Annotated in this window: 25 protein-coding genes and 1 riboswitch; of the genes, 11 read left to right on the top strand and 14 right to left on the bottom strand. The window is 68.9% G+C overall.

Annotation, left to right across the window (positions count from 1 at the left end):
- The first annotated feature begins 54 nt into the window (after window positions 1-54).
- The 6 genes from ABOZ73_RS17965 (at window position 55) to ABOZ73_RS17940 (ending at window position 7,242) form a co-directional block, all read left to right on the top strand.
- On the top strand, window positions 55-789 hold the full coding sequence (locus tag ABOZ73_RS17965) for a response regulator (RefSeq protein WP_369059469.1): 735 nt from the start codon (window positions 55-57) through the stop codon (window positions 787-789).
- On the top strand, window positions 786-2,153 hold the full coding sequence (locus tag ABOZ73_RS17960) for an ATP-binding protein (protein WP_369059468.1): 1,368 nt from the start codon (window positions 786-788) through the stop codon (window positions 2,151-2,153). The genes ABOZ73_RS17965 and ABOZ73_RS17960 overlap by 4 nt, the downstream gene beginning before the upstream one ends.
- A gap of 107 nt (window positions 2,154-2,260) precedes the next feature.
- Complete coding sequence (locus ABOZ73_RS17955; RefSeq protein WP_369059467.1) at window positions 2,261-2,932, top strand: hypothetical protein; 672 nt, start codon at window positions 2,261-2,263, stop codon at window positions 2,930-2,932.
- 312 nt (window positions 2,933-3,244) lie between these two features.
- Complete coding sequence (locus ABOZ73_RS17950) at window positions 3,245-3,463, top strand: KGG domain-containing protein (protein WP_369059466.1); 219 nt, start codon at window positions 3,245-3,247, stop codon at window positions 3,461-3,463.
- A gap of 246 nt (window positions 3,464-3,709) precedes the next feature.
- The gene (locus tag ABOZ73_RS17945) at window positions 3,710-5,944 is read left to right on the top strand and encodes a glycosyltransferase (RefSeq protein ID WP_369059465.1); all 2,235 of its coding nucleotides are present in this window, start codon (window positions 3,710-3,712) and stop codon (window positions 5,942-5,944) included.
- An 80-nt stretch (window positions 5,945-6,024) separates the two neighbouring features.
- Window positions 6,025-7,242 (top strand): glycoside hydrolase family 130 protein, encoded by a 1,218-nt coding sequence (locus tag ABOZ73_RS17940; RefSeq protein WP_369059464.1) that lies wholly within the window; start codon window positions 6,025-6,027, stop codon window positions 7,240-7,242.
- Window positions 7,243-7,253: 11 nt separating this feature from the next.
- Here ABOZ73_RS17940 and ABOZ73_RS17935 read toward each other — a convergent pair whose 3' ends face one another.
- Window positions 7,254-7,586: a DUF2322 family protein gene (locus tag ABOZ73_RS17935; protein WP_369059463.1), complete on the bottom strand. Its 333-nt coding sequence runs from the start codon at window positions 7,584-7,586 to the stop codon at window positions 7,254-7,256.
- A gap of 149 nt (window positions 7,587-7,735) precedes the next feature.
- Here ABOZ73_RS17935 and ABOZ73_RS17930 point away from each other — a divergent pair, with 149 nt between their 5' ends.
- Window positions 7,736-8,209: a GatB/YqeY domain-containing protein gene (locus ABOZ73_RS17930; protein WP_369059462.1), complete on the top strand. Its 474-nt coding sequence runs from the start codon at window positions 7,736-7,738 to the stop codon at window positions 8,207-8,209.
- Between the two features lie 38 nt (window positions 8,210-8,247).
- Window positions 8,248-9,207 carry a hypothetical protein gene (locus tag ABOZ73_RS17925; RefSeq protein ID WP_369059461.1) on the top strand — a complete coding sequence of 320 codons (960 nt, stop codon included), beginning with the start codon at window positions 8,248-8,250 and terminating at the stop codon, window positions 9,205-9,207.
- Window positions 9,208-9,272: 65 nt separating this feature from the next.
- Here the strand turns inward: ABOZ73_RS17925 and ABOZ73_RS17920 are convergent, their stop codons facing one another.
- From ABOZ73_RS17920 to egtB, 3 genes are all read right to left on the bottom strand, one after another.
- Entirely contained in the window at window positions 9,273-9,629 is a 357-nt protein-coding gene (locus tag ABOZ73_RS17920; protein WP_369059460.1) for a DUF2147 domain-containing protein, read from the bottom strand.
- Between the two features lie 164 nt (window positions 9,630-9,793).
- On the bottom strand, window positions 9,794-11,422 hold the full coding sequence (abc-f, locus tag ABOZ73_RS17915; protein ID WP_369059459.1) for a ribosomal protection-like ABC-F family protein: 1,629 nt from the start codon (window positions 11,420-11,422) through the stop codon (window positions 9,794-9,796).
- A gap of 92 nt (window positions 11,423-11,514) precedes the next feature.
- Window positions 11,515-13,737, bottom strand: a complete 2,223-nt coding sequence (egtB, locus tag ABOZ73_RS17910) for an ergothioneine biosynthesis protein EgtB (protein WP_369062574.1) — start codon at window positions 13,735-13,737, stop codon at window positions 11,515-11,517.
- Window positions 13,738-13,908: 171 nt separating this feature from the next.
- Here egtB and ABOZ73_RS17905 point away from each other — a divergent pair, with 171 nt between their 5' ends.
- Window positions 13,909-14,283 (top strand): hypothetical protein, encoded by a 375-nt coding sequence (locus ABOZ73_RS17905; RefSeq protein WP_369059458.1) that lies wholly within the window; start codon window positions 13,909-13,911, stop codon window positions 14,281-14,283.
- Here the strand turns inward: ABOZ73_RS17905 and cobS are convergent.
- From cobS to ABOZ73_RS17860, 9 genes are read right to left on the bottom strand one after another with little or no spacing between them, the layout of a single operon-like run.
- Window positions 14,280-15,035 (bottom strand): adenosylcobinamide-GDP ribazoletransferase, encoded by a 756-nt coding sequence (gene cobS, locus ABOZ73_RS17900; RefSeq protein WP_369059457.1) that lies wholly within the window; start codon window positions 15,033-15,035, stop codon window positions 14,280-14,282. The genes ABOZ73_RS17905 and cobS overlap by 4 nt on opposite strands.
- Window position 15,036: 1 nt before the next feature.
- Entirely contained in the window at window positions 15,037-16,059 is a 1,023-nt protein-coding gene (gene cobT, locus ABOZ73_RS17895) for a nicotinate-nucleotide--dimethylbenzimidazole phosphoribosyltransferase (protein WP_369059456.1), read from the bottom strand.
- Window positions 16,056-17,525, bottom strand: coding sequence for a cobyric acid synthase (locus ABOZ73_RS17890; RefSeq protein WP_369059455.1), 1,470 nt, complete (start codon window positions 17,523-17,525; stop codon window positions 16,056-16,058). Before ABOZ73_RS17890 ends, cobT begins: the two co-directional genes overlap by 4 nt.
- Window positions 17,513-18,442, bottom strand: a complete 930-nt coding sequence (gene cbiB, locus ABOZ73_RS17885; RefSeq protein WP_369059454.1) for an adenosylcobinamide-phosphate synthase CbiB — start codon at window positions 18,440-18,442, stop codon at window positions 17,513-17,515. The genes ABOZ73_RS17890 and cbiB overlap by 13 nt, the downstream gene beginning before the upstream one ends.
- Window positions 18,435-19,211 (bottom strand): ABC transporter ATP-binding protein, encoded by a 777-nt coding sequence (locus tag ABOZ73_RS17880; RefSeq protein ID WP_369059453.1) that lies wholly within the window; start codon window positions 19,209-19,211, stop codon window positions 18,435-18,437. The genes cbiB and ABOZ73_RS17880 overlap by 8 nt, the downstream gene beginning before the upstream one ends.
- Complete coding sequence (locus ABOZ73_RS17875) at window positions 19,208-20,194, bottom strand: FecCD family ABC transporter permease (protein WP_369059452.1); 987 nt, start codon at window positions 20,192-20,194, stop codon at window positions 19,208-19,210. The genes ABOZ73_RS17880 and ABOZ73_RS17875 overlap by 4 nt, the downstream gene beginning before the upstream one ends.
- A complete protein-coding gene (locus ABOZ73_RS17870) occupies window positions 20,191-21,045 on the bottom strand; it encodes an ABC transporter substrate-binding protein (protein ID WP_369059451.1) in 855 nt (284 codons plus the stop codon). Before ABOZ73_RS17870 ends, ABOZ73_RS17875 begins: the two co-directional genes overlap by 4 nt.
- Window positions 21,042-22,028 (bottom strand): threonine-phosphate decarboxylase CobD, encoded by a 987-nt coding sequence (gene cobD, locus ABOZ73_RS17865; protein ID WP_369059450.1) that lies wholly within the window; start codon window positions 22,026-22,028, stop codon window positions 21,042-21,044. Before cobD ends, ABOZ73_RS17870 begins: the two co-directional genes overlap by 4 nt.
- A 10-nt stretch (window positions 22,029-22,038) precedes the next feature.
- Window positions 22,039-23,994: a TonB-dependent receptor plug domain-containing protein gene (locus tag ABOZ73_RS17860; protein WP_369059449.1), complete on the bottom strand. Its 1,956-nt coding sequence runs from the start codon at window positions 23,992-23,994 to the stop codon at window positions 22,039-22,041.
- A 132-nt stretch (window positions 23,995-24,126) separates the two neighbouring features.
- A riboswitch (cobalamin riboswitch) is annotated at window positions 24,127-24,321 on the bottom strand.
- Window positions 24,322-24,355: 34 nt separating this feature from the next.
- Here ABOZ73_RS17860 and cobU point away from each other — a divergent pair.
- Window positions 24,356-24,874, top strand: a complete 519-nt coding sequence (gene cobU / locus ABOZ73_RS17855; protein ID WP_369059448.1) for a bifunctional adenosylcobinamide kinase/adenosylcobinamide-phosphate guanylyltransferase — start codon at window positions 24,356-24,358, stop codon at window positions 24,872-24,874.
- 87 nt (window positions 24,875-24,961) lie between these two features.
- The gene (locus tag ABOZ73_RS17850; RefSeq protein ID WP_369059447.1) at window positions 24,962-25,630 is read left to right on the top strand and encodes a hemolysin III family protein; all 669 of its coding nucleotides are present in this window, start codon (window positions 24,962-24,964) and stop codon (window positions 25,628-25,630) included.
- Window positions 25,631-25,636: 6 nt separating this feature from the next.
- On the opposite strand, the gene ABOZ73_RS17845 is transcribed toward ABOZ73_RS17850, so the two are convergent.
- Entirely contained in the window at window positions 25,637-25,879 is a 243-nt protein-coding gene (locus tag ABOZ73_RS17845; RefSeq protein ID WP_369059446.1) for a hypothetical protein, read from the bottom strand.
- Between the last annotated feature and the right edge of the window lie 3 nt (window positions 25,880-25,882).

The following is a 25,882-nucleotide window of genomic DNA, read 5'->3' as shown; positions in this document are numbered from 1 at the left end:
GCTCTATGTCCGTGCTGAAATCGGAACGTGACGACCACATGTCATGAAGGCGCAATGGACATGAGCCGAACCGATCCCTCACCCCGGATCCTGGTGGTCGATGACGACCCCGGCATCCGAGATCTGGTGTCCGACTTCCTGGGCAAGCATGGCTATCTCGTGGAGACCGCCGGCGACGGGACGGAGATGGAGCGGGCTTTGGCCCGCGAGCGGCCGGACCTGATCATCCTGGACGTCATGCTGCCGGGCGAGGACGGCCTGGCCCTGTGCCGCAAGCTGGCCGCCCAGCCGGACGGCCCGTCGATCATCATGCTCAGCGCCATGGGCGAAGAGACCGACCGCATCGTCGGGCTGGAGCTGGGCGCCGACGACTATCTGCCCAAGCCGTGCAATCCGCGCGAACTGCTGGCGCGGGTTCGCGCCGTGCTGCGCCGCCGCCAGGAGCCCAAGCCCGCCGAGGACGGCGCCCTGGGCGCGACCTGCGAGTTCGCCGGCTGGCGGCTGGATCTGGTGCGCCGCGACCTGCGCTCGCCCGACGGAGTGATCATCAACCTGTCGAGCGGCGAATTCACCCTGCTGCGCGCCTTCATCGACCGGCCGCAGCGGGTGCTGACCCGCGACCAGCTGCTGGACTTGGCGCGTGGCCGTGATTCCGACGCCTATGACCGGGCCATCGACGTGCAGATCAGCCGCCTGCGCCGCAAGCTGGACGACAGCACCGGCGAGATCATCCGCACCATCCGTTCGGAAGGCTATGTGTTCACGCCCAAGGTGACGCGGACCGCATGAGCCGTCGTCACGTCTACGCCACGCCCCTGTTCCTGCAGACCATCGGGCTGGTGATCTTCACCCTGATCGCCGCCCAGCTGATCAGCGTGGCGGTGATCCTGCTGTCGCCGCCGCCGACGCCGGAATTCTATCGGGTCAGCGAGATCGCCCAGGCCGTCCGCACCAAGGCCGATGTGGACACCCGCGACGGGCGCCCGCTGGCGGTGCGGACGCGCAGCAAGGCCTTCCCCGACCAGCGCCAGAGCCGCCGCCGCACCGAGCTGAAGGCGGTGATCGGCCGCGCCTTGGATGTCGAGCCTTCGCGCATCGTGCTGAAGATCAGCATGCAGCGGCGTCTGTTGCTGCGCCCCGGCCCGCCGCCCCCCGGCATCCGACGGGCCTTCCAGGAGCAGAAGGGCGGGCCGCCGCCGGAACTGCGCCACGAGGATTTCCTGGTCGGCCCCTTCAAGCTGGGCGTCCAGCAGGCCGACGGCCGTTGGCTGGTGGTCGAGCCCAAGCCCTCATTCCGTCCTGACGAGTGGCAGGCGCGCCTGTTGCTGGTGCTGGGCCTGTCGATCCTGGCGGTGACGCCGCTGGTGTGGCTGTTCGCCCGCCGCCTGGCCGCGCCGATCAGCGCCTTCGCCGACGCCGCCGAGCGCCTGGGCCGCGATCCGGGCGCCCCGCCCCTGGACCTGAAGGGTTCGGCCGAGGTGAAGGCCGCCTCCACAGCCTTCAACCAGATGCAGCAGCGCCTGCGCAGCTATGTCGAGGACCGCACCGCCATGATCGGGGCCATCGCCCACGACATGCGCACGCCCCTCACCCGCCTGCGCTTCCGGATCGAGAGCGCGCCCGAGGACCTGCGCGTCAAGCTGGCGGCGGAGATCGACCAGATGGACGCCATGATCTCGGCCGCAATCACCTTTGTCCGCGACGCCACGCGGGAGGGCGAGCGCACCAAGCTGGAGCTGGCCTCCCTGTTGGAGAGCGTCATCGACGACGCCGCCGAGATGGGCGGGGCCGCCAGTGTCGAGCGGGCCGACCGCATCGTCATCGACGGCGATCCGCTGGGCCTGCGCAGACTGGTGTCCAACCTGGTCGACAACGCCATCAAGTATGGCGGCGCGGCGCGCGGCCGAGTCTTCGCGGAGGACGGCTCGGCGATCATCGAGATCGAGGACGACGGCCCCGGCGTGGCCGGCCACGAGATCGAGCGGGTGTTCGATCCGTTCTATCGCGGGGAGCCCTCGCGCAACCGGGAAACCGGCGGCATCGGCCTGGGCCTGGCGGTCGTGCGCTCCATCGCCCGGTCGCACGGCGGCGACGTCACCCTGCATAACCGCGCCGGCGGGGGGCTGACCGCGCGGGTGCGCCTGCCGCTCTAGCGGGGTTCGCCCAAGCTTGGCCTTATGAAGGCGCGAATGTTGCGGGCGGGCAAAGCTTGGCCGTGCGTGTGAAATCGGCCGGCAACGGCCTTGGTGTTTGTGAAGTCATGAAGCGTTCCCTCCTCGCCCTCCCGCTGGCCGCCATCGCCGCCGTCGCCCACGCCCAGCCGCCGGAAAGGCCGCGCGACGGCCCGCCTCGGGGGCCGCGCCAGCAGGTGTTCATCAGCCCCTCGGGCGAACCGTTCCGCGCCGCGCCAGATGCGCCCTATCCGGTCGCCGCCTGGTTCGCCCGCGCCGATGCGGACAAGGACGGCAAGCTGGACCGTAAGGAGTTCGTCGCCGACGCCCTGACGTTCTTCGAGGTGTTGGACACCGACGAGGACGGGGTCATCTCGTCCTTCGAGAACACCGCCTACGAGAACAAGATCGCGCCTGAAATCCTACCCACGGCTGACCGGAGCATGGGCGGACCGCCGCCGGGCGGCCCGCGCAAGGGTGGCCCCCGTCCAGGCGACCAGAAGTTGAAGAACCGCCGCGCGATCTCCGGCATGAGCCTGCAAGGCGCGGCCTTTTATAGCCTGCTGAACGAGCCGCAGCCGGTTCGCGGGGCGGATACGGACTTCAACTTCCGTGTCACCAAGGCCGAGTTCGAAGCCACGGCGCGCAAGCGTTTCACCATCCTCGACACCGATGGCGACGGGGCGCTGATCCTGGAAGCCCTGCCCCAGACGCCTGTTCAGCAGATGAGCGAGAATATGGCGGCTTTGCGGCGTAAATAGAGTTCCCATCGCCTGCGACATCATGGGAACTACTGACAAAGCGCGCTGGTCTGCTTGGGCCAGCGCGCTTTGTTGCGTTTTAGGGTGAACCCAATCGGACTTCACCGGTTTAGCTCCACAGACCAACTGGACTGAAACCGTGATGACCGACCCCATAAACCCGCCTCCAACTCCCGAGCCGCCGGCTCCCGAGTATGAGCCGGGGCAGGTTCCGGATGAGGCACCGCCCCTCGATCCGACGCCGAATCCGCCAGGGGACGGCACGCCGTACGCCGGGACGGTCAACCCGAGGCTTTACTGAAGGAGCAGACCATGGACCTCAACTCCAACCGGACGACCACTCGCGGCCGCCGCGGCTTCGCCGCCATGGACCCCGAACGCCGCCGTGAAATCGCCCGCAAGGGCGGCGCGAGCGTGCCGAGCGAAAAGCGCAGCTTCGCCAAGGACCGCGACCTGGCCGCCAATGCGGGCCGCAAAGGTGGTTCCTCGTCGCGAGGCGGCGGCCGTCCGAACCGTTCGGGCGACATCTGATCTGCTGCCGATCCGGGCGCCGACGCCGCAGAATGCGGCGTCCGGCTCGGAAGCAAGATCCGCATAGTTTTCTATCGCATCCCAACCGTCTTTTGCGCGTTGCAACACAGACCCGGCGCGACCGGCTTACCCAGTACCCCTTAGGCGGATCATCATGGACTTGACGTTGGCGTCTCTCGGCTTGGTCGATCAGAACGACGCGATCGACGTTTCTCCCCCGTATCGGCTGGCGCCGACCTGAAGCGCGTGGCCCTTCTGGGAAACTTCCCTCCACGCCGTTGCGGCATCGCCACCTTCACCGCAGACGTTCATGAAGCCCTGACTGGGGCCTTCCCCGACCTGGCCTGCGACGTCTATGCGATGGACGACGACAATGGCCCGTACGACTTCGGCCCGTCGGTGAAGTTCACTATCCGCCAGCAGCAATTGGCCGACTACGCCGAGGCCGCGCGGCTCATCAATGAGAGCGGCGCTGACCTCGTCAACGTGCAGCACGAGTTCGGCATCTATGGGGGCCCGGCCGGCGAGGATGTCCTGCGCGTGCTGTCCGCCGTGCGCGCCCCTGTCGTCACGACCCTTCACACCGTCCTGACCAACCCCAACGCCGACCAGCGGCGGGTGATGCGCGGCCTGATCCAGCGCTCCTCGCGCCTGCTGGTGATGGCGGAGAAGGGCAAGGAGATCCTGCGCCGCGTCTATGGCGTGCCTGCAGAAAAAATCGCGGTCATCCCTCACGGAGCCCCCGACCGCCCCTTCATCGATCCCGACGCCGGCAAGGCCGCGTTCGGACTGGAGAACCGCAAGGTGCTGATGACCTTCGGTCTGTTGTCGCCGAACAAGGGGTTGGAGGTGATGATCCGCGCCCTGCCCGCCATCGTCGAGCGGCATCCGAACGTGCTCTACACCATCATCGGAGCCACCCACCCGCACCTGATCGCGCGCGAGGGCGAGGCCTATCGCGAGCAACTGTCCGACCTGGCGACATCGCTGGGCGTGCGCCAGAACTTGGCCTTCGTGAACGAGTACATGGACACCCCGGCCCTGCTGGACCGGCTGCAGGCGGCGGACGTCTATGTGACCCCGTACCTTGCTGAAGCCCAGATCACCTCGGGCACGCTGTCCTACGCCGTAGCCATGGGCAAGGCGGTCGTCTCCACTCCCTATTGGCATGCGCACGAGCTGCTGAGCGACGGCACGGGCGTCCTGGCGCCGTTCGGGGATGTCGAAGCCCTGGCGGCGGCGATCAACGGCCTGCTGGATGATCCGCAGCGTCAGGCGGAGCTTCAGTCCAAGGCTTACGCCAAGGCGCGCCGCACCGTCTGGTCGGCGGTGGCCAAGGACTATGTCAGCACTTTCAAGGCAGCGCAGGGGGCGCAGGTGATCGACCTGACCCAGGAAAACCGCGGCCGCATCGCCGCGCCCAAGCTGGACGCCGTGGAGCGGCTGACCGACGCCTGCGGCATCTTCCAGCACAGCCTGTACGGCGTGCCGGACCGTCGCCACGGCTACTGCATCGACGACAATGCGCGCGGCCTGATCCTGGCCACGCAGTTGAAGGCGCTATACCCCCACGACGAACGGCCCCAGCGGCTGGCGTGGATCTATGCGTCTTTCGTCCAGTATGCCTGGAACGCCGATGTCGGCCGGTTCCGCAACTTCATGTCCTATGAGCGCACCTGGCTTGAGGCCGAGGGGTCGTCCGACAGCGGCGCCCGCGCCCTGTGGGCCCTCGGCGCCACGGCCGAGAACGCACCGATCCCGGACCTGCGCCATTGGGCGGAAGCCCTGGCGCGGGACGCCCTGCCCTCGTTCGAGGAACTGCTGGCGCCGCGCACCTCGGCCTTCGCCATCCTGGGCCTGGCGTCGCTGGCTCGCAGCGGGGTCGAGGGAGCGACGGCCGAACGGCTTCTGCGCTTCCACGCCGATCACCTGGCCGACCTGTTCGATGCGCACGCCACCAAGGACTGGACCTGGTTCGAGCCGTTCCTGTCCTATGACAACGCCCGTCTGCCCGAAGCCCTGCTGCGCGCAGGAATGGTGCTGGAGGACGACCGCTATATCCAGACCGCGCTGAAGGGCCTGGCCTGGCTGTGTGAGATTCAGACGGCGCCCAGCGGCTGCTTCCGCCCGGTGGGCACCCACAGCTTCGGCGTCCATCACGCCCGGCCGTCGGCGTTCGACCAGCAGCCGCTGGAGGCCGCCGCCACGATCGACGCCTGCGCCGCCGCGTTCGAAGCGGTCGGCGATCAGCGCTGGGTCAACGAGGCTCGCCGCGCCTACGACTGGTATCTGGGCCGTAACGACCTGGGCGTGCGGATGGCGCGTGACGAGGACGGCTCGTGTCTGGATGGGCTTGGTCCTCACGGGCCGAACCTGAACCAGGGTGCGGAGTCGGTGCTGGCTTTCCAGATGGCGACCTGCGCCATGCACGCCCTTTTCGCCCGTCACAGCGTTTCGGCGCCGTTGGCCGTTCGACACTGACACACAAGGCGCGCTAGCCTCTCTCGATGCCGAAGATTCACCACCTGCCTCACAGGCTGCAGGCGGACGCGACTCGCGTCGTGATCCGTCCGTTCCAACTGCCCTCGGCCAGCGGCCGCATGCAGCGTATCTTCAACGCCGTCTCCGCCATGGACATGCGAACCTGCCAGGCGGAACTGGCCATCGTCGGCCGGGACTTCGAGTCCCGCCACTGGCAGACGCGCCAGATCTTCCTCAAGCGATACGAGCAGGTCGCGGCCGAGCTCGGGATCAAGAACGGGCTGTCGGACCAGCAGCGCCAGCTGGTCGGCGCCTATTTCTGCCACGAGTACTCCTACTCGGCGGCGGCGCTGATGAACCCATCGGTGGTGCCGCACGTGGACCAGTCAGGCCTGACGCCGGGCAGCGTGCGCTTCATCATGTCCCTGCGGGCGGTGGGTGAAGGCCACATCTCGTCCATCGCCTTCCGCGAGGGGATCCTGACCCACGACGGCCGCATGGACCTGATGCCCGAGCCGCCGTTCGCCACGGCGGTCACCTGGGACAAGCCTTGCGGGCCCGAGGTCGAGGCCTGTCCCGTCACGGCCGAGCGCCATCCCGAGGCGTCGCTGTCTGGCACGGTGATCTTCCCCTTCACCCCGGCCCAGGCCGGCGGGCTTGAGGACATGCGCCTCGTCCGCTTCCTGGACGACGACGACAAGACCGCGCGCTATCTGGGCACCTATACGGCCTATAGCGGCAAGGCTATCGGCTCGGAGCTGATGAGCACGGACGACTTCCGCACCTTCCACATGGAGCCCATGCGGGGACCGGCGTCGCGCAACAAGGGCATGGCCCTGTTCCCCCGCAAGGTGGACGGCCAGTACATGATGATCGGCCGCCAGGACGGCGAGAACGTCTTCCTGCTGAAATCCGAAGACCTGCTGGAATGGGGTGAAGGCGAGCTTCTGATGAAGCCGCGCGATCCGTGGGAGCTGGTCCAAATCGGCAACTGCGGCTCGCCCATCGAGCTGGACGAGGGCTGGCTGCTGCTGACCCACGGCGTCGGCGCCATGCGCAAGTACGCCATCGGCGCGGTGCTGCTGGACAAGCAGAACCCGAGCAAGATCATCGGCCGCCTGCCCGGCCCCCTGCTGTCGCCCGCCGACGAGGACCGCGAGGGCTATGTGCCGAACGTGGTCTATACCTGCGGCGCGATCGCCAACAACGGCATGCTGTTCATGCCCTATGGCGTGGCCGACAGCTCGGTGGGCTTCGCCCTGGTCGAGCTGGACGAGCTGCTGGGCGAGATGGTCTGAGGCTCGGCTGGTCAGCCCCCGGTGACGACGTCGATCGTCAGCGGGGCCCCGCCGTCGGCGATGGCGATCAGGCGATCGACATTGGGATGGGCGCCCGGACGGTTGCGGGCGTCGTCGGTATGCTCGCCGAACACCAGCAGGCCATGCTCGGCCGCCTTGGCGTCCAGGATGTCGGAGACCTGCCTGAGGTAGTTGTAGACCGCCAGGGAGCCTTGCTTGCCCGGCTGGTTCTCGATGCTGGCGACCACCGCGCCTTCGGAATCGCGAAGATCGATGCGCTGGACGCCCTCGACGCTCGGCAGCTTCTGAAGGTTATCCTTGAACGTCGCGGTTGGTTGAATCATCGCCTAAGCTTCTCGACTGGTTCGTTGCGCGGGCCTGTAACACCATCAACGGATGACCGCCATGCGCCCCGGTCGACCACACTCTTGAAGCGCTGCGTCGCCACCCCACTACAGCACCACCGAATAGAGTGACCTGAAAGGACGACGACATGGCTTTGCTCGACGAGCTCAAGGCGGACCAACTGGCGGCGCGCAAGCAGAACGACCGTCTGAAGGCCGACGTGCTGACTACATTGATCGGCGAAGCGACGCAGATCACGACCGAGGAATTCAAGCGCGGCGTGACGCAAGTCACTGACGAAAAGGTCGTCGCGACTGTCGCCAAGTTCCTGAAGAACACGAAGCTGACGCTGGAGAACCTCGCGACCGAACGCGCGCGTCTGATCGAAACAGGCGGCGACGCATCGAAAGTGGACGAGCGGACGAAGGCGGCTGAAACCGAACTGGCGATCCTGTCCTCGTACGGCCCCAAGCAGATGACGGAAGCGCAACTGCGAGAGGCCATCGACGACTTCAAGGCCAAGAACCCCGGCGCCAACGTCGGGATGATCATGGCCCACCTGAAGACCAGCTTCGCCGGTCAGTATGACGGCAAGGCTGCCAGCGCCTTTGCCGAGGGTTAGATGGACGGCGCCCCCGGCTGTCCCAAAGGAGAGAAACGATGAAGGCCAGATGGATCGTCGGCGCGGCTGTAGGCGCCGCCCTCAGCCTGCCGCATGTCGCCACGGCGCAGGACAAGATCAGGACCCTGCCGCTCCCTGAAGCCGCCGCCTATCCGGAGGGCGTCGCCGCTGATCCGGCGACGGGGGTCCTCTACACCAACAGCGCCAATACCGGCGTCATCTTCCGGGTCGATCCGACGACCGGGGCGACCTCGGTCGTAAGCGATCCGCTGGGCCTGGCGAACGCCCGGCCCGCGACGCCCAAGTCGGTGGCCTTGGGCTTGAAGCCGGACGGCGAAGGCCGGATCTGGGTCGCCGGCGCCCGTGATGGCTCCATGCATGTGGTCGATATCGCCAGCGGCCGTCGCCTGGCCCGGTTCACCACGCCGCAAGGGCCGTGGTTGATCAACGACGTCGTGCTCACGCCGAACGCCGCCTATTTCACCAACTCCCTGCGTCAGATGCTGTGGCGCGTGCCGCGCAATGCGATCGCCGACGCGGTGCTGGAGCCCTGGCTGAAGTTCGAGGGCACGGCCCTGGATTTCGGCGAGGAGCCGAACCTGAACGGCATCACCGCCACGCCGGACGGTCGGCATCTGATCGTCGTCCACGCCAAGACCGGCCGGCTGTTCCGGATCGACACCAAAACCCGCGAAGTGGCGGCCATCGACACGGGCGGCGCGGCGCTGTCCAGCGGCGACGGCCTGGTTCTGCAAGGGCAGCGGCTGTTCGTCGTAAGGCAGTCGGCGGGCGAAGTCGTGGCCCTGCGGATGTCGCCCGACCTGCTGACGGCGAAGGAGACGAAACGGATCAAGCCGGCGGAGCTGGCCTGGCCGGCGACCGCGGCGATCAGCGGCGACCGCCTGGTCGTCGCGAACAGTCAATTGAACCGCCGCGCCTCGGGCGATCCGGCGCTGCCCTTCAGCCTGGTGTCAATTCCGCTGTCCGCCTTCGACTAGGCCGACGGCGCATTCTTCAGAGCGGCGGCGTGGAACCGGGCGGTCCCGCGTTCCGCGCCGTCGCCTCAGATGACCTTGGTCCAGACCTGGCTCTTGCAGAGCAGACCGCCGATGACGCAGCCCTTGGCCAGCAGGCGCCCGGCGTCAACCGGCTCGGCCAGGCCGGTGAAGTTGCGGTTCAGTTCCGGGACGAAGACCTTGCCGCGCCACACGCCGCGGCGTTCATCAAGTTCGAGGTTCTTGAGCACCTGAGTCCCGACCAGCCGTTCGGTGCCGGCATGGCGCGCCTTTGCCTGCGCCTTGGGCGACGCCCAGATCACGGTGCCGCAGGCGGCGTCGCCGCACGGCCGGATCTCGACGCGCACGTTGTCCTTGGGGTTCCGCCAAACGCCGAACGCGTCGGTGGTGACGGGCTCAGCCAAGGCGGCCCCCGCGAACAGAAACGCGGCTACAGCCACAACAGCGGTGACAATTGATCGATGCATGGAGCCGATGTAGGGCATCGCGGATGCAACGCAAGATGCTGCGGCGCCGCATGCCTATCCCTGTGATCTGAAAATCACAGTTAAGGAGCGGGCCAGGTCCCCTACCCGCCCGGATGCAGACCCGGCGCTTCCTGGCCCGTGCGGGTGACGTATTCGGTATAGCCGCCGCCGTACTGATGGATGCCCTCGGGCGTCAGTTCGAGCACGCGGTTCGACAGGGCCGCCAGGAAGTGGCGATCGTGCGAGACGAACAGCATGGTGCCCTCGAAGTCCGCTAGGGCCGCGACCAGCATCTCCTTGGTGGCCATGTCCAAATGGTTGGTAGGCTCGTCGAGCACCAGCAGGTTCGGCGGATCGAACAGCATCTTGGCCATGACCAGGCGGGCCTTCTCGCCGCCCGACAGGACGCGGCAGGGCTTTTCGACATCGTCGCCGGAGAAGCCGAAGCAACCCGCCAGGGTGCGCAAGCTCCCCTGCCCCGCCTGCGGGAACGAGCTTTCCAGGGACTCGAAGATCGTCTCTTCGCCGTCCAGCAGATCCATGGAGTGCTGTGCGAAGTAGCCCATCCGGACGCTGGCCCCGACCGTCACCGTGCCTTGGTCGGGCTTGGTGTCGCCGGCCACCAGCTTCAGCAGGGTGGACTTGCCGGCGCCGTTGGCGCCCAGGACGCACCAGCGCTCCTTGCGGCGGACCTTGAAGTCCAGGCCCGCATAGATCGACTGCGTCCCATAGCCCTTATGGACGTCCTGCAGGTTCAGCACATCCTCGCCCGACCGGGGCGGGCTCTGGAATTCGAACTGGACCGTCTGGCGACGGCGCGGCGCCTCCACGCGTTCGATCTTGTCGAGCTTCTTCACCCGGCTTTGGACCTGGGCGGCGTGCGAGGCGCGCGCCTTGAACTTTTCGATGAACTTGATTTCCTTGGCCAGCATGGCCTGCTGGCGCTCGTACTGCGCCTGGCGCTGCTTCTCGGTGAGCGCGCGCTGCTGGTCGTAGAAGTCCAGATCGCCGGAATAGCTAGTCAACGTTCCCGCGTCGATCTCCACCACCTTGCCGATGATGCGGTTCATGAAGGCGCGGTCGTGCGAGGTCATCAGCAGCGCGCCGTCGTAGTCCTTCAGGAAGGACTCCAGCCAGATCAGGCTCTCCAGGTCGAGGTGGTTGCTCGGTTCGTCGAGCAGCATGCCGTCGGGACGCATCAGCAGGATGCGGGCCAGGGCCACGCGCATCTTCCAGCCGCCGGACAGCAAACCGACGTCGCCGTCCATGCGCTCCTGGCTGAAGCTCAGGCCAGCCAGCACCTCGCGCGCGCGCGCTTCCAGCGCGTAGCCGTCCAGCTCCTGGAATCGCTCCATCACCTCGCCGTAGCGTTCCATGACGGCGTCCAGCTGGTCCGCCTGATCAGGATCGACCATGGCGGCCTCGAGCGTGGCCATCTCGGCGGCCAGCGCGCTGACGGGGCCGACGCCGTCCATCACCGCGGCGACCGCGCTCTGCCCCGACATCTCGCCGACATCCTGGCTGAAGTAGCCGATCCTCATGCCCGGATCGATCGAGACCAGACCGTCGTCGGGCTGCTCCTGACCGGTGATCATGCGGAACAGCGTGGTCTTGCCGGCGCCGTTGGGGCCGACGAGCCCCACCTTTTCACCCTTCTGGATGCCCATCGAAGCTTCGATGAACAGGATCTGGTGGCCGTTCTGCTTGGAGATATTGTCGAGGCGGATCATGGTGCGGTCTGCTAACGCGCGCCGGTCAAGAACACCAGCCTTCGCACCGCACCATTCCAGATACCGGCTGCGACTTTATCGCCGCCGCGCCCTCAGACCGCCGTCAGCAGGAACACACCGAAGGCAGGAGCCGGGCTGATCCACTGGCGATCGACGCGCCAACCAGCCTGCTCCGCCAGGTCGACCACGCGCTGGGGCGTGAACTTGTACGCGTTCTCGGTGTGGATGGTCTCGCCCGCGGCGAAGCGGAAGCCGCGGCCGGCCGCGTGGGCGAGCTGACTGCCAGTGCTGAGCAGGTGCATCTCCATGCGCTGCTCCAGGGCGTTCCACAGGGCCAGGTGCTCGAAGCCGTCGAGGTCGAAGTCGCCGCCCGCCTCGTGGTTGATGCGCGCCAGGACGTTCTTGTTGAAGGCCGCGGTGACGCCGGCGCTGTCGTCATAGGCGGCCACCAGGGTCGCCTCGTCCTTCACCTGATCGGCGCCGAGGATGAAGGTCGCGCCCTCGCCCAGCAGACGGCGGGCGCTGCGCAGGAAGGCGGCGGCCTCATCCGGCGTGAAGTTGCCGATGGTCGAGCCCGGGAAGAAACCGACGCGCGGACGATCGCCCAGGGCCGGCGGCAGGCGCAGGGCGGTGGTGAAGTCGTCCATCAACGGAGCGACGAGCAAGTTCGGATAGTCGGCGCGGATCGCCTCGGCCGCGTCGGCCAGTGCGGTGGGGCTGATGTCGATGGGAGCGTAGGCGGCGATGTGCGGCGCGGCGTCCAGCAATAGTCGGGTCTTCACGCTGGCGCCGCTGCCGAACTCCACCAGCGCCGCGCCGTCGGGAATGGCGGCGGCCAGTTCGGGGGCGATCTCTTTCAGCAGCGCCGTCTCGGTGCGGGTCGGATAGTACTCCGGCGTCTCGCAGATCGCCTCGAACAGGCGCGAGCCTTCGGCGTCGTAGAAGTACTTCGGCGGCAGGGTCTTGGGCGACGCGGAAAGACCCGCGATCACGTCACGCTCGAAGGTGGACAGTTCCGGCGCCGGCTCGGCCTTGCGGCGAGCATCGCGGGCCAGCCGCAGACCGGAGAACATCCAGCGCTGATGCGGATAGTAGAAGTTGCGGTAGCTGGCGCGCACATGGCCCTGCGGCGTGACGCAAGCGCCGCCGCGAAGGACCATCTGGCCTGACATGAACTTGCCGTTGTACTCGCCCACCGCGCCGGGGCCGGGCTCGAACCCGGGATAGGCGGCGTAGGCGCTTGCGGTCCATTCCCAGACATCGCCGAACATCTGGCGCAGCCCTGGTCCGGCTGGCGCGGGACGCGGGTTCAGGGCGCCGGACGAGAGGTCGCCGCCATCGACCTTGGCCGAGGCGGCGGCATGCTCCCACTCCGCTTCCGTAGGCAGGCGCGCGCCAGCCCAGGCGGCGTAGGCGGCGGCCTCGAAGTAGCTGACATGGACCACCGGGGCGGCCGGATCGAGGGGAGCCAGACCGCGCAGGGTCATGGCCTTCCAGCCGCCGCCGGCGCGGCGCCAGTAGAGCGGCGCTTCCCACAGCTCGGCCTGGACCTTGGCCCAACCGTCGGACAGCCAGAATTCCGGCCGCCGGTAGCCGCCGTCATCCATGAAGGCCAGCCATTCGCCATTGGTCACGGCGCGGTCCGCCAGTTCGAACGGTTCCAGGTAGACCTTGTGACGCGGGCCTTCGTTGTCGAAGGCGAAGCCGCGACCGTCGTGGCCGATCTGAACCAGACCGCCCTCGAAGGCGACGAAGCCCAGCGGTTCGGCCTTGGCCTCGCCCACCAACCGGCCGCGCGCATAGGCGGGATCGAGGGGCGAGTTGGAGAACAGGTGCAGCACGTCCATGAGCATCAGCTCCTGGTGCTGCTCCTCATGCGCCAGACCCAGGGCCAGCAGCGGCTCGAGCGCGGGGTCGAAGTCCTGCAGCAGGCGGGTCATGGCGGCGTCGACATGGCGGCGATAGTCGATGATTTCGGACGCCGCCGGGCGGGTCAGCAGGCCGCGCTGCGGGCGGGGCTGACGAGGACCGAGCGCCTCGTAATAGGAGTTGAACAGATAGGAGTAGAGCGCGTCGAACGGCCGGTAGCCGGGACCCTTCTCCGCCAGGATGAAGGTCTCGAAGAACCAGGTGGTGTGCGCCAAGTGCCACTTGGCGGGGCTGGCGTCCGGCATCGACTGGGCCGACTGGTCCTCGGCCGTCAGGGGTGCGGCCAGAGCCTCGGTGGCGCGGCGGACCTTCAGATAGCGGTCGAGGGCGCTCGCGCCTCCGGACGAGTGGGCGGCGAAGCGGACGGCGTCGTCGAGGGGGCTCATGAGGCCTGAACGGCCAAGCCTGTCGTCGGTTGCTTCACCGTCCATCGCGCGTCTCCTTGGCTATCGAGAGAAAGGCTACAGCCACCCTACGCCAGAAAGTGGCGGCAGCCGTCATCAGGATGGCGGGAACGATCCCGCCTCGCGATGACTTGCGGGGTCATGGAGACGATGATGACCGACAAGACCGTGACGGGCTGGAAACTGGACCGAGGGGAACGCGAAGCTTTGCTGCTGCGGTTTCCGCCAGCCTATGAGCATCCGATCGCCGACCATGTGACCCTACAGGCCGATGCGTCGGCCGACACGCCCCTGCCCTCGGCCGTAAAGGGCGAAATCGTCGGAAGGACGGACGACCGGCGCGGCGTGCAGGCCATGGTCATGCGCATCGACGGGACCAGCAACCGGCCCGGCGGCGGCTTCTATCATGTCACCTGGTCGCTGGCGGAGGGACGGCAGGCGGTGGAGAGCAACGACGTGATCGCCGAACGGGGCTGGGAATCCCTAGACCGGCCGATCCCCATCACCCTGACGCCCGCGCGGTTCTAGAGAGCGGCGGCGAGGCCCAGCAGGAAGCCCAGTTCGAACACCTGCTCCACCGCGCCAAGGACGTCGCCGGTATGGCCGCCGATCAGGCGTCGGGCCAGCAGGACGATGGCCAGGGCGAGGACGCCGCCGATCGCCAGGCCGAGGGCGACATTCAAGGACGGCAACAGGACCAGCGGCCAGGCGGCGATGAGCAGCGCCATCGTCACTTCGCCCCAGCGCACGCCGTCGGGGACCGGCGTCCACTTGGCGGCCAGGGCGTCGCCGGCATAGGGCGACAGGCGCATGACCCCGACCGCCGCCGCCCGTCCCGCGCCATGCGCGGCGAGCAGGCCCAGAGCCGCGAGAGCTGGAGCCAGCGAGGCCAAGGCGGCGATCTTCAGGCCGAGGATGAGGACCAGGGCGATGACGCCGTAGGTCCCGACTCGGCTGTCCTTCATGATCTGCAGCCGACGCTCCGGCGTCTGGCCGCAGCCCAGGCCGTCGGCGGTATCGGCCAGGCCGTCCTCATGGAAGGCGCCGGTGACCAGGACGCCCCCACCGACCGCCAGCAGGGCCGCGATCCAGCTGTTCCACAGATGGGCCGCGCCCAGCAGGACCAGGGCCGACATCCCCCCGACCAGTTGGCCCACCAGGGGAAACCAGTGGGCGCTGCGGGTGGTCCATTCGGGCTCGAAGCGCGGCAGGGCGGGCGTCGGCAGGCGGGTCAAGAACTGCACCGCGCAGAAGAACAGCTCGACCTGCCGGCGCAGCATCCTAGAGCCGCCCCGCCATCACGTCGTCGAGGCTGGCCACGTCGGTCAGCAGCCGAGCGGCGGCGCGTATGATAGGCAGGGCCAATAGGGCGCCGGTCCCCTCCCCCAGCCGCATGTCCAGGTTCAGCAGCGGCCGGGCGTCCAACGCTTCAAGCATCAGGGCGTGTCCGTGCTCGGCGGAGCGATGGGCGAAGATCAGGTAGTCGCGGACGGCCGGCTCGATCCGCACCGCCGCCAGGGCCGCCGCCGTGCAGATGAAGCCATCGACCACCACGGGCCGCCGCACCTGCGCCGCGCCGAGAATGGCGCCCGCCATCATGACGATCTCCAGCCCGCCGAACTGCGCCAGGACGTCGAGCGGCGCGACAGCGTCGGAACGGTCGGCGGCCTGCTGGATCGCGGCGCGCTTGCGGGCCATGCCTTCCGGCGTATGGCCGGTTCCTTGACCGATGCAGGCGTCCAGCGGGGCGGGGGTCAGGCGGTGCATGATCAGGGCGGCTGAGGCGGTGTTGCCGATGCCCATCTCGCCCAGCATCAGGATGTCGAAACCCTCGGCCGCCACGTCGCGGGCGATCCGGGCGCCGTGTTCGAGGGCCTGCTCCACCTCCTCGGCCGTCAGGGCCGGCTCGACGGCGGCGTTGCGCGTCCCCTTGCGCACCTTGGCCTGGATCAGGCGCTCATGCTCCGGCAGGTCGCTGGCTACCCCGGCGTCGACCACGCGCACCTTGGCCCCCGCAGCGCGGGCGAAGGCGCTGGCGCTGGCGCGGTCGGCTAGGAAGGTCGCGACCATGGCCGTGGTCACTTCGGACGGATAGGCCGACACGCCGGACTCGGTCAGGCCGTGATCGCCGGCGAAGACCAGCAGCAGGGCGTACTCCCCGTCCGGGTCCGGGCGGTCGGCGATCAGGGCGAGTTGGACCGCCAGATCCTCGATCTGGCCAAGCGAGCCTGGCGGCTTGGCCTTGCCGTCGATCAGGGCGCGGAACTGCGGCTCACGCGACAGGTCGAGGGGAGCGATGGTCATGGGTGATCCTTGAGGCCGGCCAGCCGCGCCAGGGCGGAGATGTCGAGCGACCGTTCCAGCATCTTGGCGATCTCGTCCAGAGCCGCGTCGACGGCGGCGGCCTGGTCCGCGCCCGTGGACGCCGCGCCGAGCTGGGCGAGGAAGGCCGCCCGCACCTCGCCGGCATTGAACAGGCCATGGACATAGGCCCCGGCGACACGACCGTCGGCGCTGACCGCCCCCTCGCCCGCGCCGTCGTCGAACACCAGCAGCGGCCGCTGCAGGCCCTGGCCATGGGTGCGACCGACGTGCATCTCGTAGCCTTCGAACCGTGCGTCGCCGTCGGCCAGACGGCCGGCGACCGGACGCAGCACCTTGTCGCCGGTCAGCACCGTCTCGACGTCCAGCAGGCCCAGCCCCTCGGCCTCGCCCGGCGGTCCCTCGATCCCCTCCGGATCAGAGACCTTGCGGCCCAGCATCTGGAAGCCGCCGCAGACGCCCAGCACCCGTCCGCCCCGGCGCAGGTGGGCGGCCAGGTCGATGTCCCACCCCTGCCCCCGCAGGAAGTCCAGATCCGTCAGGGTCGCCTTGGTCCCCGGAAGGATGACGAGGTCGGCGTCGCCCGGCAGCGGCGTGCCCGGAGGCACGAAGGCGAAGTCCACGGACGGCTCGGTCCTCAGGGGATCGAAGTCGTCGAAATTGGCGATGCGCGACAGCATGGGCACAAGGATGCGCACCTTGCCGCCCTTGCCCGCCGCCGCGCGGTCCAGGATCACGGCGTCCTCGGCCGGCAGGGCCTTGGCCGTCGCCAGCCAGGGCGCCATGCCCAGGTCCGGCCACCCCGTGCGGGCGGTGATCTCCGTCCGCCCGTCCTGGAACAGGGTCGGGTCGCCCCGGAACTTGTTGATGACGAAGCCGCGGATCATCGCCCGGTCGGCCTCGTCCAGCACGGCGTGGGCGCCGACCAAGGCGGCGATCACATGGCCACGGTCGATGTCGCCGACCAGCACCACCGGCACGTCGGCGGCGATGGCGAAGCCCATGTTCGCGATGTCGTTGGCGCGCAGGTTGACCTCGGCCGGACTGCCGGCCCCCTCGACGATCACCAGGTCGGCTTCGGCCTCCAGCCGGCGGAAGCTGTCGAGGACCACGTCCAGCAGGGCGGCCTTCCTTTCCTGATAGCCGCGCGCCTGCCAGGTCCCGGCGATCTGGCCACGCACGATCACCTGGGCGCCGACGTCGCTCTGCGGCTTCAGCAGCACGGGGTTCATGTGGACGGTCAGGGGCGTGCGGCAGGCGATGGCCTGCAAGGCCTGGGCGCGGCCGATCTCGCCCCCGTCGGCGGTGACGGCGGCGTTGTTGGACATGTTCTGCGGCTTGAACGGCCGCACGGTGAGGCCGCGATTGGCGAACAGGCGGCAAAGGCCGGCGACCAGCACCGACTTGCCCACGTCCGAGCCGCAGCCCTGGATCATCAACGCGGCCAAGCGAGGCCTCCGACCAGCAACATCGCCGCCAGGATCGCACAGGCTCGCAGGTAGACGCCAAGTCCGCGTTTCAGATCGGCCATGGCGGGCGCGGGACCATCGCCGAAGATCGGTCGCTGGTGCGCCGCGCCGTCATAGGTCGCGTCGCCGCCAAGGCGGACGCCCAGCCCCCCGGCCATGGCGGCCTCGGGCCAGCCGGCGTTGGGCGAGGCGTGCTTGCGGGCGTCGCGAAACATGGCGCGCCACCCTCCCCCCGCCGCCAGGGCGACCAGGGCGCCGGCTATACGGGCGGGGATCCAGTTCATGACGTCGTCGGTGCGGGCCGCGAACCAGCCGAAGGCGCGCCAGCGTTCCTCCCGATGGCCGATCATGCTGTCGGCGGTGTTGACCGCTTTGTAGGCGAACAGACCGCCCAGGCCGCCGACCAGGAACCAGAACATCGGCGCCACGAAGCCGTCGCAGAAGCTCTCGGCCAGGCTTTCCAGCGCCGCGGCGGCGACGCCCGCCTCGTCCAGCGCATCGGTGTCACGACCGACGATACGGCCGACGGCGGCGCGGGCGGCGTCGAGATCGGTCGCCTTCAAGACGGCGGCGACGTGGTCGTAGAGGCTGCGGGCGGCCAGTCCGAGTGAACCCAGGATCATAAGGAGCAGGACGCCCAGGTAGGCTTCGCCCAGCAGGTTGTGCAGCAGCGCCCCGACCAGCGCCGCGCCGCCGGCGACCAGCAGCACCGTGGCGACACCGAGCAGGCGGCGGGACTGTTCCGGCCGTGAGGGATCGTTCCAGCGCCGCTCGCAGCAATCGATAGCCGCGCCCAGCCAGGCGACGGGATGGGGCAGCCGCCTGTGCAGCCGGTCCGGATAGCCGACCAGCCCCTCGACGAGGGCCGCGCCAAGGACCAGCAGCGTGTCAGCCATGGCGTCCGATGATCTCGATCAGCGGACCGTGGCCGCCCTCGGCGAACCGCGCCGTAACCCCATAGGCGGCGGACAGGATCGGCGGCGCCAAGGCCTCGACCGGCGGGCCGTCGGCCAGGATGCGGCCGTCGGCCAGGACGATGACGCGGTCGGCCAGCTTCATGGCCATGGGCAGGTCGTGCAGGGTGACGACAACCCCCTTCCCCTCGTCCGCCAAGGCGCGGAACAGGGCGGCGGCATCGAGCTGGTGGCCCGGGTCGAGGCCGGCCAGGGGCTCGTCCGCCAGCAGCCATTGCGGCTCTCCCGCCAGGGCGCGGGCGATCAGCACGCGGGCCAGCTCGCCGCCGGACAGGGTGGTGACGGTGCGCGCGGCGAACCGGGTGACGTCGGCCTTGGTCATAGCGCGCGTCACGGCGGCCTCGTCCTCGGCGGTCAGACCCCAGGAGCCGGCGAAGGGAATGCGGCCCAGGCCCACCAGGGTGCGCGCCTCGACCGCCCAGGCGACCTCGGGCGACTGAGGCAGAAAACCGATGCGGCGGCCGCGCTCGCGGGCGGAGACCTCCAGGACGCCGACGCCGTTCAGCCGCGCCAGGCCCTGGTCGGGACGACGCAACCCCGCCAGGCAGGCCAGCAGGGTCGACTTGCCCGCGCCGTTCGGGCCGACGATGGCGGTCACCTCACCCGGGCGCAGATCGGCGGAGACGCCTTCCAGCACGGGCTTGTCCCCCAGGCGCACATGGATGTCGGAAAAGCCAAGTTCGGGGGTCATGCGATCCTCCGGCGCAGGCGGATGAGCAGGGCGAGGAAGAACGGCCCGCCGATGGCGGCCATGGCGACGCCGAGCTTCACCTCGGCCGCGGCGGGGATGAGGCGGACGACGATGTCGGCGGCGAGGACGATCACCGCCCCGCCGATGGCGCTGGGCAAGATCAGCGCGCCCGGCCGCGAACCCACGAACGGCCGCAGCAGGTGCGGCGTCATCAGGCCGACGAAGCCGATCATGCCGGTCACCGCCGTGCTGGCGCCGACGGCGAGGCCGACGCCGAGCGCCAGCATCAGGCGCGCGCGGTTCAGGTCCACGCCCAGCGACCGGGCGCCGACGTCGCCCAGGGTCAGGGCGTCCAGCGGACGGGTCAGGGTCAGCATCAGGACCAGCCCCAGGCTGATGAACGGCACGGCGAAGCGAACCTCATCAATGCTCCGATCGGCGAGTGAGCCCAGCAGCCAGTTGATGATCTCGCTGACCGCCCAGGGGTTGGGCGCCAAGGACAGGGCCAGGGAGACCCCGGCGGAGGCGATGATCTGCAGGATCGCGCCGGCCAGGATGAAGGTCACGATGCTGGATGCGGCGCCGGCCAGCAGCAGAAGCAGCAGGACGCCCGCCACCGCGCCGATCATGGCGCCGATCGGCAGGGCCCAGAACGACGCCTCGCCCATGCTGAAATAGAGGGTGATCACCGCCCCGAGCGCGGCCAGGGAGGAAACGCCAAGGATGTCCGGCGCGGCCAGCGGGTTGCGGGTATAGCCCTGCATCACGGCGCCGCTGGCGCCGAGCGCCGCGCCGACCGCCATTCCCAGGATGGTGCGCGGCAGGCGCAGGTCGAAGATGATCGGCCACCGGGGGTCGCCGCGATCGACGAAGGCGCTCAGGGGCGCCCAGACCCTGCCCACGAACAGGCTGGCGACGAAGAGGATCAGGAGGGCGATCCCCAGGCCGGCATAGAGCCGAGCGGGCGGCTGTTTGAGCGTCATGCGAACTTCCGGAGAGCGTCTTGGCGAGCCTTGGCGAGGGCCGCGACGGTGTGGATCAGGACCGGGCCGCCGCAGTAGAGCAGCCGGGTCGGGAAGTTGGCGCGATGCATGCGGTCGCTGACCCGGCGCAGGGCCGGATGCGCGACGATGCGCTCGGCCCAGGTGGCCGAGCCGGGCGAGGCCTCGCCGGCCAGCAGGACCTGCGGCGGATCGGAGACCAGATGCTCCAGGGCGATGTTGCCCCACTTCTTGAGGCCGTATCGGCTGGCCACGTTCTCGAAGCCGCAGCGCTCCATCATCTCGCTGACCAGGGTGCCGCTGCCGGCGGTGAGGCCGTGCGGCTCGAAGATCGCGGCGGTCAGGCGACGCTGACCGGGGCGCGGCCGGGCGGCGGCGATCGCCGCATCGATACGGGCGATCAGCGTCTCGGCGCGTCGGGGGTGGCCGACCAGGGCCGCGACCTCCCGTATCTGGGCGTAGCTGTCGGCGAGGGTGTCGGGGACGCTGAACCGCTCCTGACGCACGCCCAGGCGCTTGAGCGCGTTGCGCGTCGCCAGGGACGAGTGGGCGCTGGAGATCACCAGATCGGGGTTCAGGGCCACCACCTCCTCCGCCGTCTCATAGGTGAAGGGCAGCGTGCGGGCGATGTCGACAATGGTCGAGCCGTGGGGATCGCGCGCGTAGTGGCTGAGGGCGGCGATCTGGTTGCGGTCGGCCACCCGCACCAGAACCGTGTCCAGGCAGGCGTTCATGGAGACGATGCGGCGCGGCGGGCCGGCGGCCAGGGCCGGCGATGCGACGGCCGCCGCGGCGAGCCCGGCGACGGCGGTCCTGCGAGTCAGGTCGTTCATGCCGCCTCCAGGGCTTGCTCCAGGCGCTTCCAGGCGCCGAGCGGCGGAATGCCGAAGCGCAGGAAGTCCGGCGCGTCGGCGAACGGGCGGGTCAGGATGCCCGCCCGGCAGAGGTGATCGAACAGCCGGTCGGCCTTTGGCGCGGCGGCGAGGCGGAACAGGTCGGTGCCGCCGATCACCTTCAGGCCGGCCTCGGTCAGGGTGCGGTGCAGGCGGCGTGCGTCTCGGCCCAGCTTGGCGCGCATGTCGTCGGCCCAGCCGGCGTCGTCATAGGCGGCGCCGGCGGCGATCGCCTCGGCGCTGACCGGCCAGTCGCCGGTGAGCTGTTTCAGACGAGCGATGAGATCGGCGTCACCGAGAACAAAGCCCAGGCGAACGCCCGGCAGGCCGTAGAACTTTCCGAACGAACGGAGGACGACAAGACGCCCTCCTGGGCGCGCCGCGATGCTGAGATCGGGCATGGTGTCGATGAAGGACTCATCGACGATCAACCAGCCGCCACGAGCCGCCTGGCGATCCAGAATTCCCGTCAGGATATCGATGGAAACAATTGATCCATCAGGATTGTTTGGATTGACGATGACCACGGCGTCAGCGTCCGGGATCGCGCCCGGCGACGCCTCGATCACCTGCGCGTCGGCCGCCATCCAGGCCTCGGCATGACCGCTGTAGGTCGGGCCGACGATGGCGACGCTGCGCGCGCCAGTGAGGATCGGCAGCAGGCGCAGGCCGGTTTCGGCCCCCGCCACCGCCGCGATGCGGCCGATATCCGACAGGCCGAAGGCGCGGGCGGCCGAGGCCTCCAGCGCCCTCACCGCCTCGGGGTCCGGCAGGCGGGACAGGTCGGCGGACATCGCCCGCCGCCCCGTCCACGGATGCGGATTGATCCCGGTCGACAGGTCGATCCACGGCCCCGGCGCATGGGGATAGGCGGCCCGAGCCTGGGCCAACCTTCCGCCATGACGACTGAAGCCGCGGATCACCAATCGTCTCCTAGAAGCGCGCGCGGACGCCGACGAAGGCCCCACGTCCCGGCGTGCCGTAGTTGAGGACCGTCTGGTAGTTTTCGTCAAAGGCGTTCTCGACCCGGCCGAAGACCTCGTAGGTCTCGTTGACCGGATAGGAGGCCCGGAAGTCCACCACGGTGTAGCTCTTCACCACCTGGGTGTTGGCGTCGTTGTTCCAGGTCTTGCCGACGTAGCGGACAGCCGCCGTGGTCGACAGGCCCACCGGCCACAGGTAGGTCGCCGAGGCGAAGCCCTGGTTCTCCGGACGGCGAACCAGCTGTTTGCCGGCCGCGCCGCCGGAGCGGTTCTCGGCGTCGGTCCAGGTGTAGTTGCCGTTCAGGGTCAGGCGGTCTCCGACCGACAGGCGGCCAGCAAATTCAACGCCTTGCGCCTCGGTCTTCAGAACGCTTTTGTAGTAGCCGAAGCGCTGGACGCCGCCGATAAAGCACATCGGATCGGTCGTGCCGGTGGAGCAGCCGTTGTAGCGGATCTCGTTGTCCGCCTCGCGGTGGAAGTAGGTGGCCGAGACCGTCGCCGCGCCGCCCAGCAGCTTCTGCTCGATGCCGGCGTCCCAGGCGTCGAACAACTCCGGGCTCAGGGCCAAATTGCCGTATTCGCTGTATAGCTCGTACAGGCCCGGGGCGCGGAAGCCCTGGCCGAAGCTGGCGCGCAGGATGGTGTTGCCTTCGTTCAGGGCCCAGGCCGCGGCGGCCGAACCCAGGGTCTTGTCGCCATAGGTGTCATGGCTGTCGTAGCGCAGGCCGCCGGTCAGGGTCAGGCCGGGCGCGACCTCGCCCTGCAGCTGGACATAGACGCTGTCCAGGCCGGCCTTGCCGCGCACGAAGGGCGGGTTGGCGTTGCTGGCCGAGGGCGAGCGGGTGCGCATGCGCGAGTTCTCGGTCTCGGTGCCGAACACGGCGTTGAAGCCTTCGGTGATCGCGAATGTGCCCTGGTATTCCCAGCGCTTGTTCTTGCCGGCCGCGTCGAAGGTCAGCGGCTGGGCGGGACGGCCCGGGTTCAGGTTCTCGCGGTCGGTGTCGGTATAGGCGAAGGCCAGGCGGTTCTGCAGGCGGCCTTCCAGCAGGGCGACGTTCAGGCCGGTATAGACCACCAGCTCCTCGGTGCGGGCGAACTCGGCGGAGTCGCCGTTGAAGGCGTCGAAGTCGTTCTTTCCCTTGGACCAGACCGAACGGACCTCGGCCGAGACATCCTCGGTGATCTTCAGGCGGGCGCGGCCCGACAGGCCGGTGTTCTGGTAACCGTCGGCTTCCTTGCCCGTGGCGTAGGCCGAGAAGCCGTCGGTGGTGAAGTAGCTGCCGGCCACGCGCCAGCTTAGGCGCTCGCCGGCGCCGCCCATGCCGCCACGGACCGAGGCGGTGTCACGGGCGCCGCCCTCGACGTCGGCCGAGGCCTCGAACGGCTTGGAGGGTTCGCGGGTCACGATGTTGACCACGCCGCCGATGGCCTGGCTGCCCCACAGGGTCGATTGGGCGCCGCGCAGGATTTCGATGCGCGAGACGTCGCCGATCAGCAGGTTGCCGAAGTTGAAGCCGCCCTGGGTGGACGACGGGTCATTCAGCTTCACGCCGTCGATGATGGCGACGGTGTGCTGGCTTTCGGCGCCGCGGATGAACACGCTGGTGGTCGTGCCCGGACCGCCGTTGCGGACGAAGGTCACGCCGGGCGTTTCCTGCAGCAGTTCGACCACGGCCAGGCGCTGGCTGTCTTCGATGTACTGTTCGTCCAGCACGGTGACGGTGGAGCCGATCTTCTCGGCCTTCTGCGGCGAGCGGGTGGCGGTCACCACCACCTGGTCGACGGCGGCAGCGTTGGTCCCGGCGCGGCCGGCGACGTCGGCCTCCGGCGCGACCTGGTCGGCCAGGGCGGGCGCGGCCGCGAACAGCAGCGCCGCGGCGGAAACGGAATGGATCAGTCGGTTCATCAGGTAGTCCCCATCGTGATGCACGCCGTGACGCGAGCGATGACGGACAGCCGACAACGCCCGCGCCCAGCGCAGGTTTTTCTCGTTGTCGTCACGCGGGAAGACCCGTTCGGACCGCGCACCCCGGCGGCTCGAAGAACGACTGCGGCAGGCAGGTCTCCTGGCTTCGCGGGTCATCACCTGTTGCGCGTCGCCTTCCCAGACCGAGGTCCAGTGGCATATGACGCGCAGGCTCGCCGCTTACAGTTGCGGGGGCAGCCCGGGTTTCACACCCGAGTTCCCTTTTCATCCCCGATCGCTCGGGGAACCTGTCGCGGAACAAGCCCTACTATGCTGCGGCGCAAACGGTCAATGTGACGGCATGACGACCACTCTCGTTCTTGGCGGCGCCCGTTCGGGTAAGAGCGCCCTCGCCCAAACAGCGGCGGAGGCCCAGGCGCGCGCGCACGGCGGCCGGCTGGTGATGATCGTTACGGCCCAGGCCTTTGACGACGAGATGGCGGCGCGGATCGCCAGGCATCGCGACGACCGCGGCGACCTGTGGACCACGGTCGAGGCGACGCACGACCTGCCGGCGGCGCTGGACGCCCTGACGGCGGAGGATGTGGCCGTGGTCGACTGCCTGACCCTGTGGCTGAGCAACCTGATGCTGGCCGAGCAGGACGTGACGGCGGCGGCCGACATGTTGATCGCGACGGCGGCGGAGGCCCCCTGCCCGCTGTGGCTGGTGTCCAACGAGGTGGGCCTGGGCATCGTGCCGGACAACGCCCTGGCGCGGCGGTTCCGGGACGAGGCCGGGCGGCTTCACCAGCGCCTGGCCCAGGCCGTCGACCGTGTGATTTTCGTCGCAGCCGGCCTGCCGCTGACGCTCAAGGGCTGATCTTCGCGCGGTCGGGGTGTGCTGCGTCGCAAAATGGTCCAGAGTGGTCCGTAGAAACGTCGGCGTTTCCCAGTCGAGTCCCCTCCCATGTCCCTGCCCAGCGTCATCCCGCCCCGCCACTACCCCACGCCCGGCGCCAAGTGCGCCGACCTGATCGTCCACATCTCCGGCCTGGTGCTGGCGCTGTTCGGCGGCGGGACGTTGCTTGGCCTGGCGGTGGGCCGTGGGTCGCTGGACCAGATCGTGGCGGTGTCCATCTACGCCGTGGGCCTGGTCTGCATGCTGGGCTTCTCGACCGCCTACAACTTCGCCAAGCCGGAATGGCGGCCGGTCCTGCGCCGGCTGGACCATGCGGGCATCTTCCTGATGATCGCCGGCTCCTACACGCCCTTCACCCTGCACAACCTGACCGGCGCGTGGTCGATCGGGATGACGGCGGCGGTGTGGACCATCGCGGGCGTCGGGGCGCTGGGTAAGCTGTTCCTGTCGGGCCTGGACCGCCGCTTCTGGGTGGTGTTGTACCTGGCGCTGGGTTGGCTCGTTCTGGTGGCGATCAAGCCGATGATCCAGGGCCTGTCTTGGCCCGCCCTGCTGATGCTGGCCTTGGGCGGCGTGATCTATTCCACCGGCGTCGTCTTCTACCTGATGAAGAAGCTGCGCTTCCGCCGGGCGATCTGGCACGGCCACGTCATCGGCGGCGCGTGCCTACACTATGTGGCGGTGCTGCTGGGCGTGGTGCTGGCCAGCCAGCACTAGCGCGGATCAGCCTTCGCGCTGCTTCCAGGAGTGACGCGGCATGTGGGCGTATTTCCACATGATCAGCATCTGGCGGATGGTGGAGATCATCCCCCACAGACCGACGATGAGCAGGAACATGCCGGCCGCGGTCGTCGTGAACTGCATCGCCTGGGCGATCATGTAGGCCCCGCCCAGCAGGAAGCCGAAGGCGATCAGTCCGCTGATGCTCAGGGACAGATAGGTCAAGGTGCCGCGTATAGAGCGCATCGG

Origin of the sequence: Caulobacter sp. 73W (assembly GCF_041021955.1) — a bacterium.
Classification (GTDB): domain Bacteria; phylum Pseudomonadota; class Alphaproteobacteria; order Caulobacterales; family Caulobacteraceae; genus Caulobacter.
This window is presented reverse-complemented; position numbering and strand designations above follow the sequence as displayed.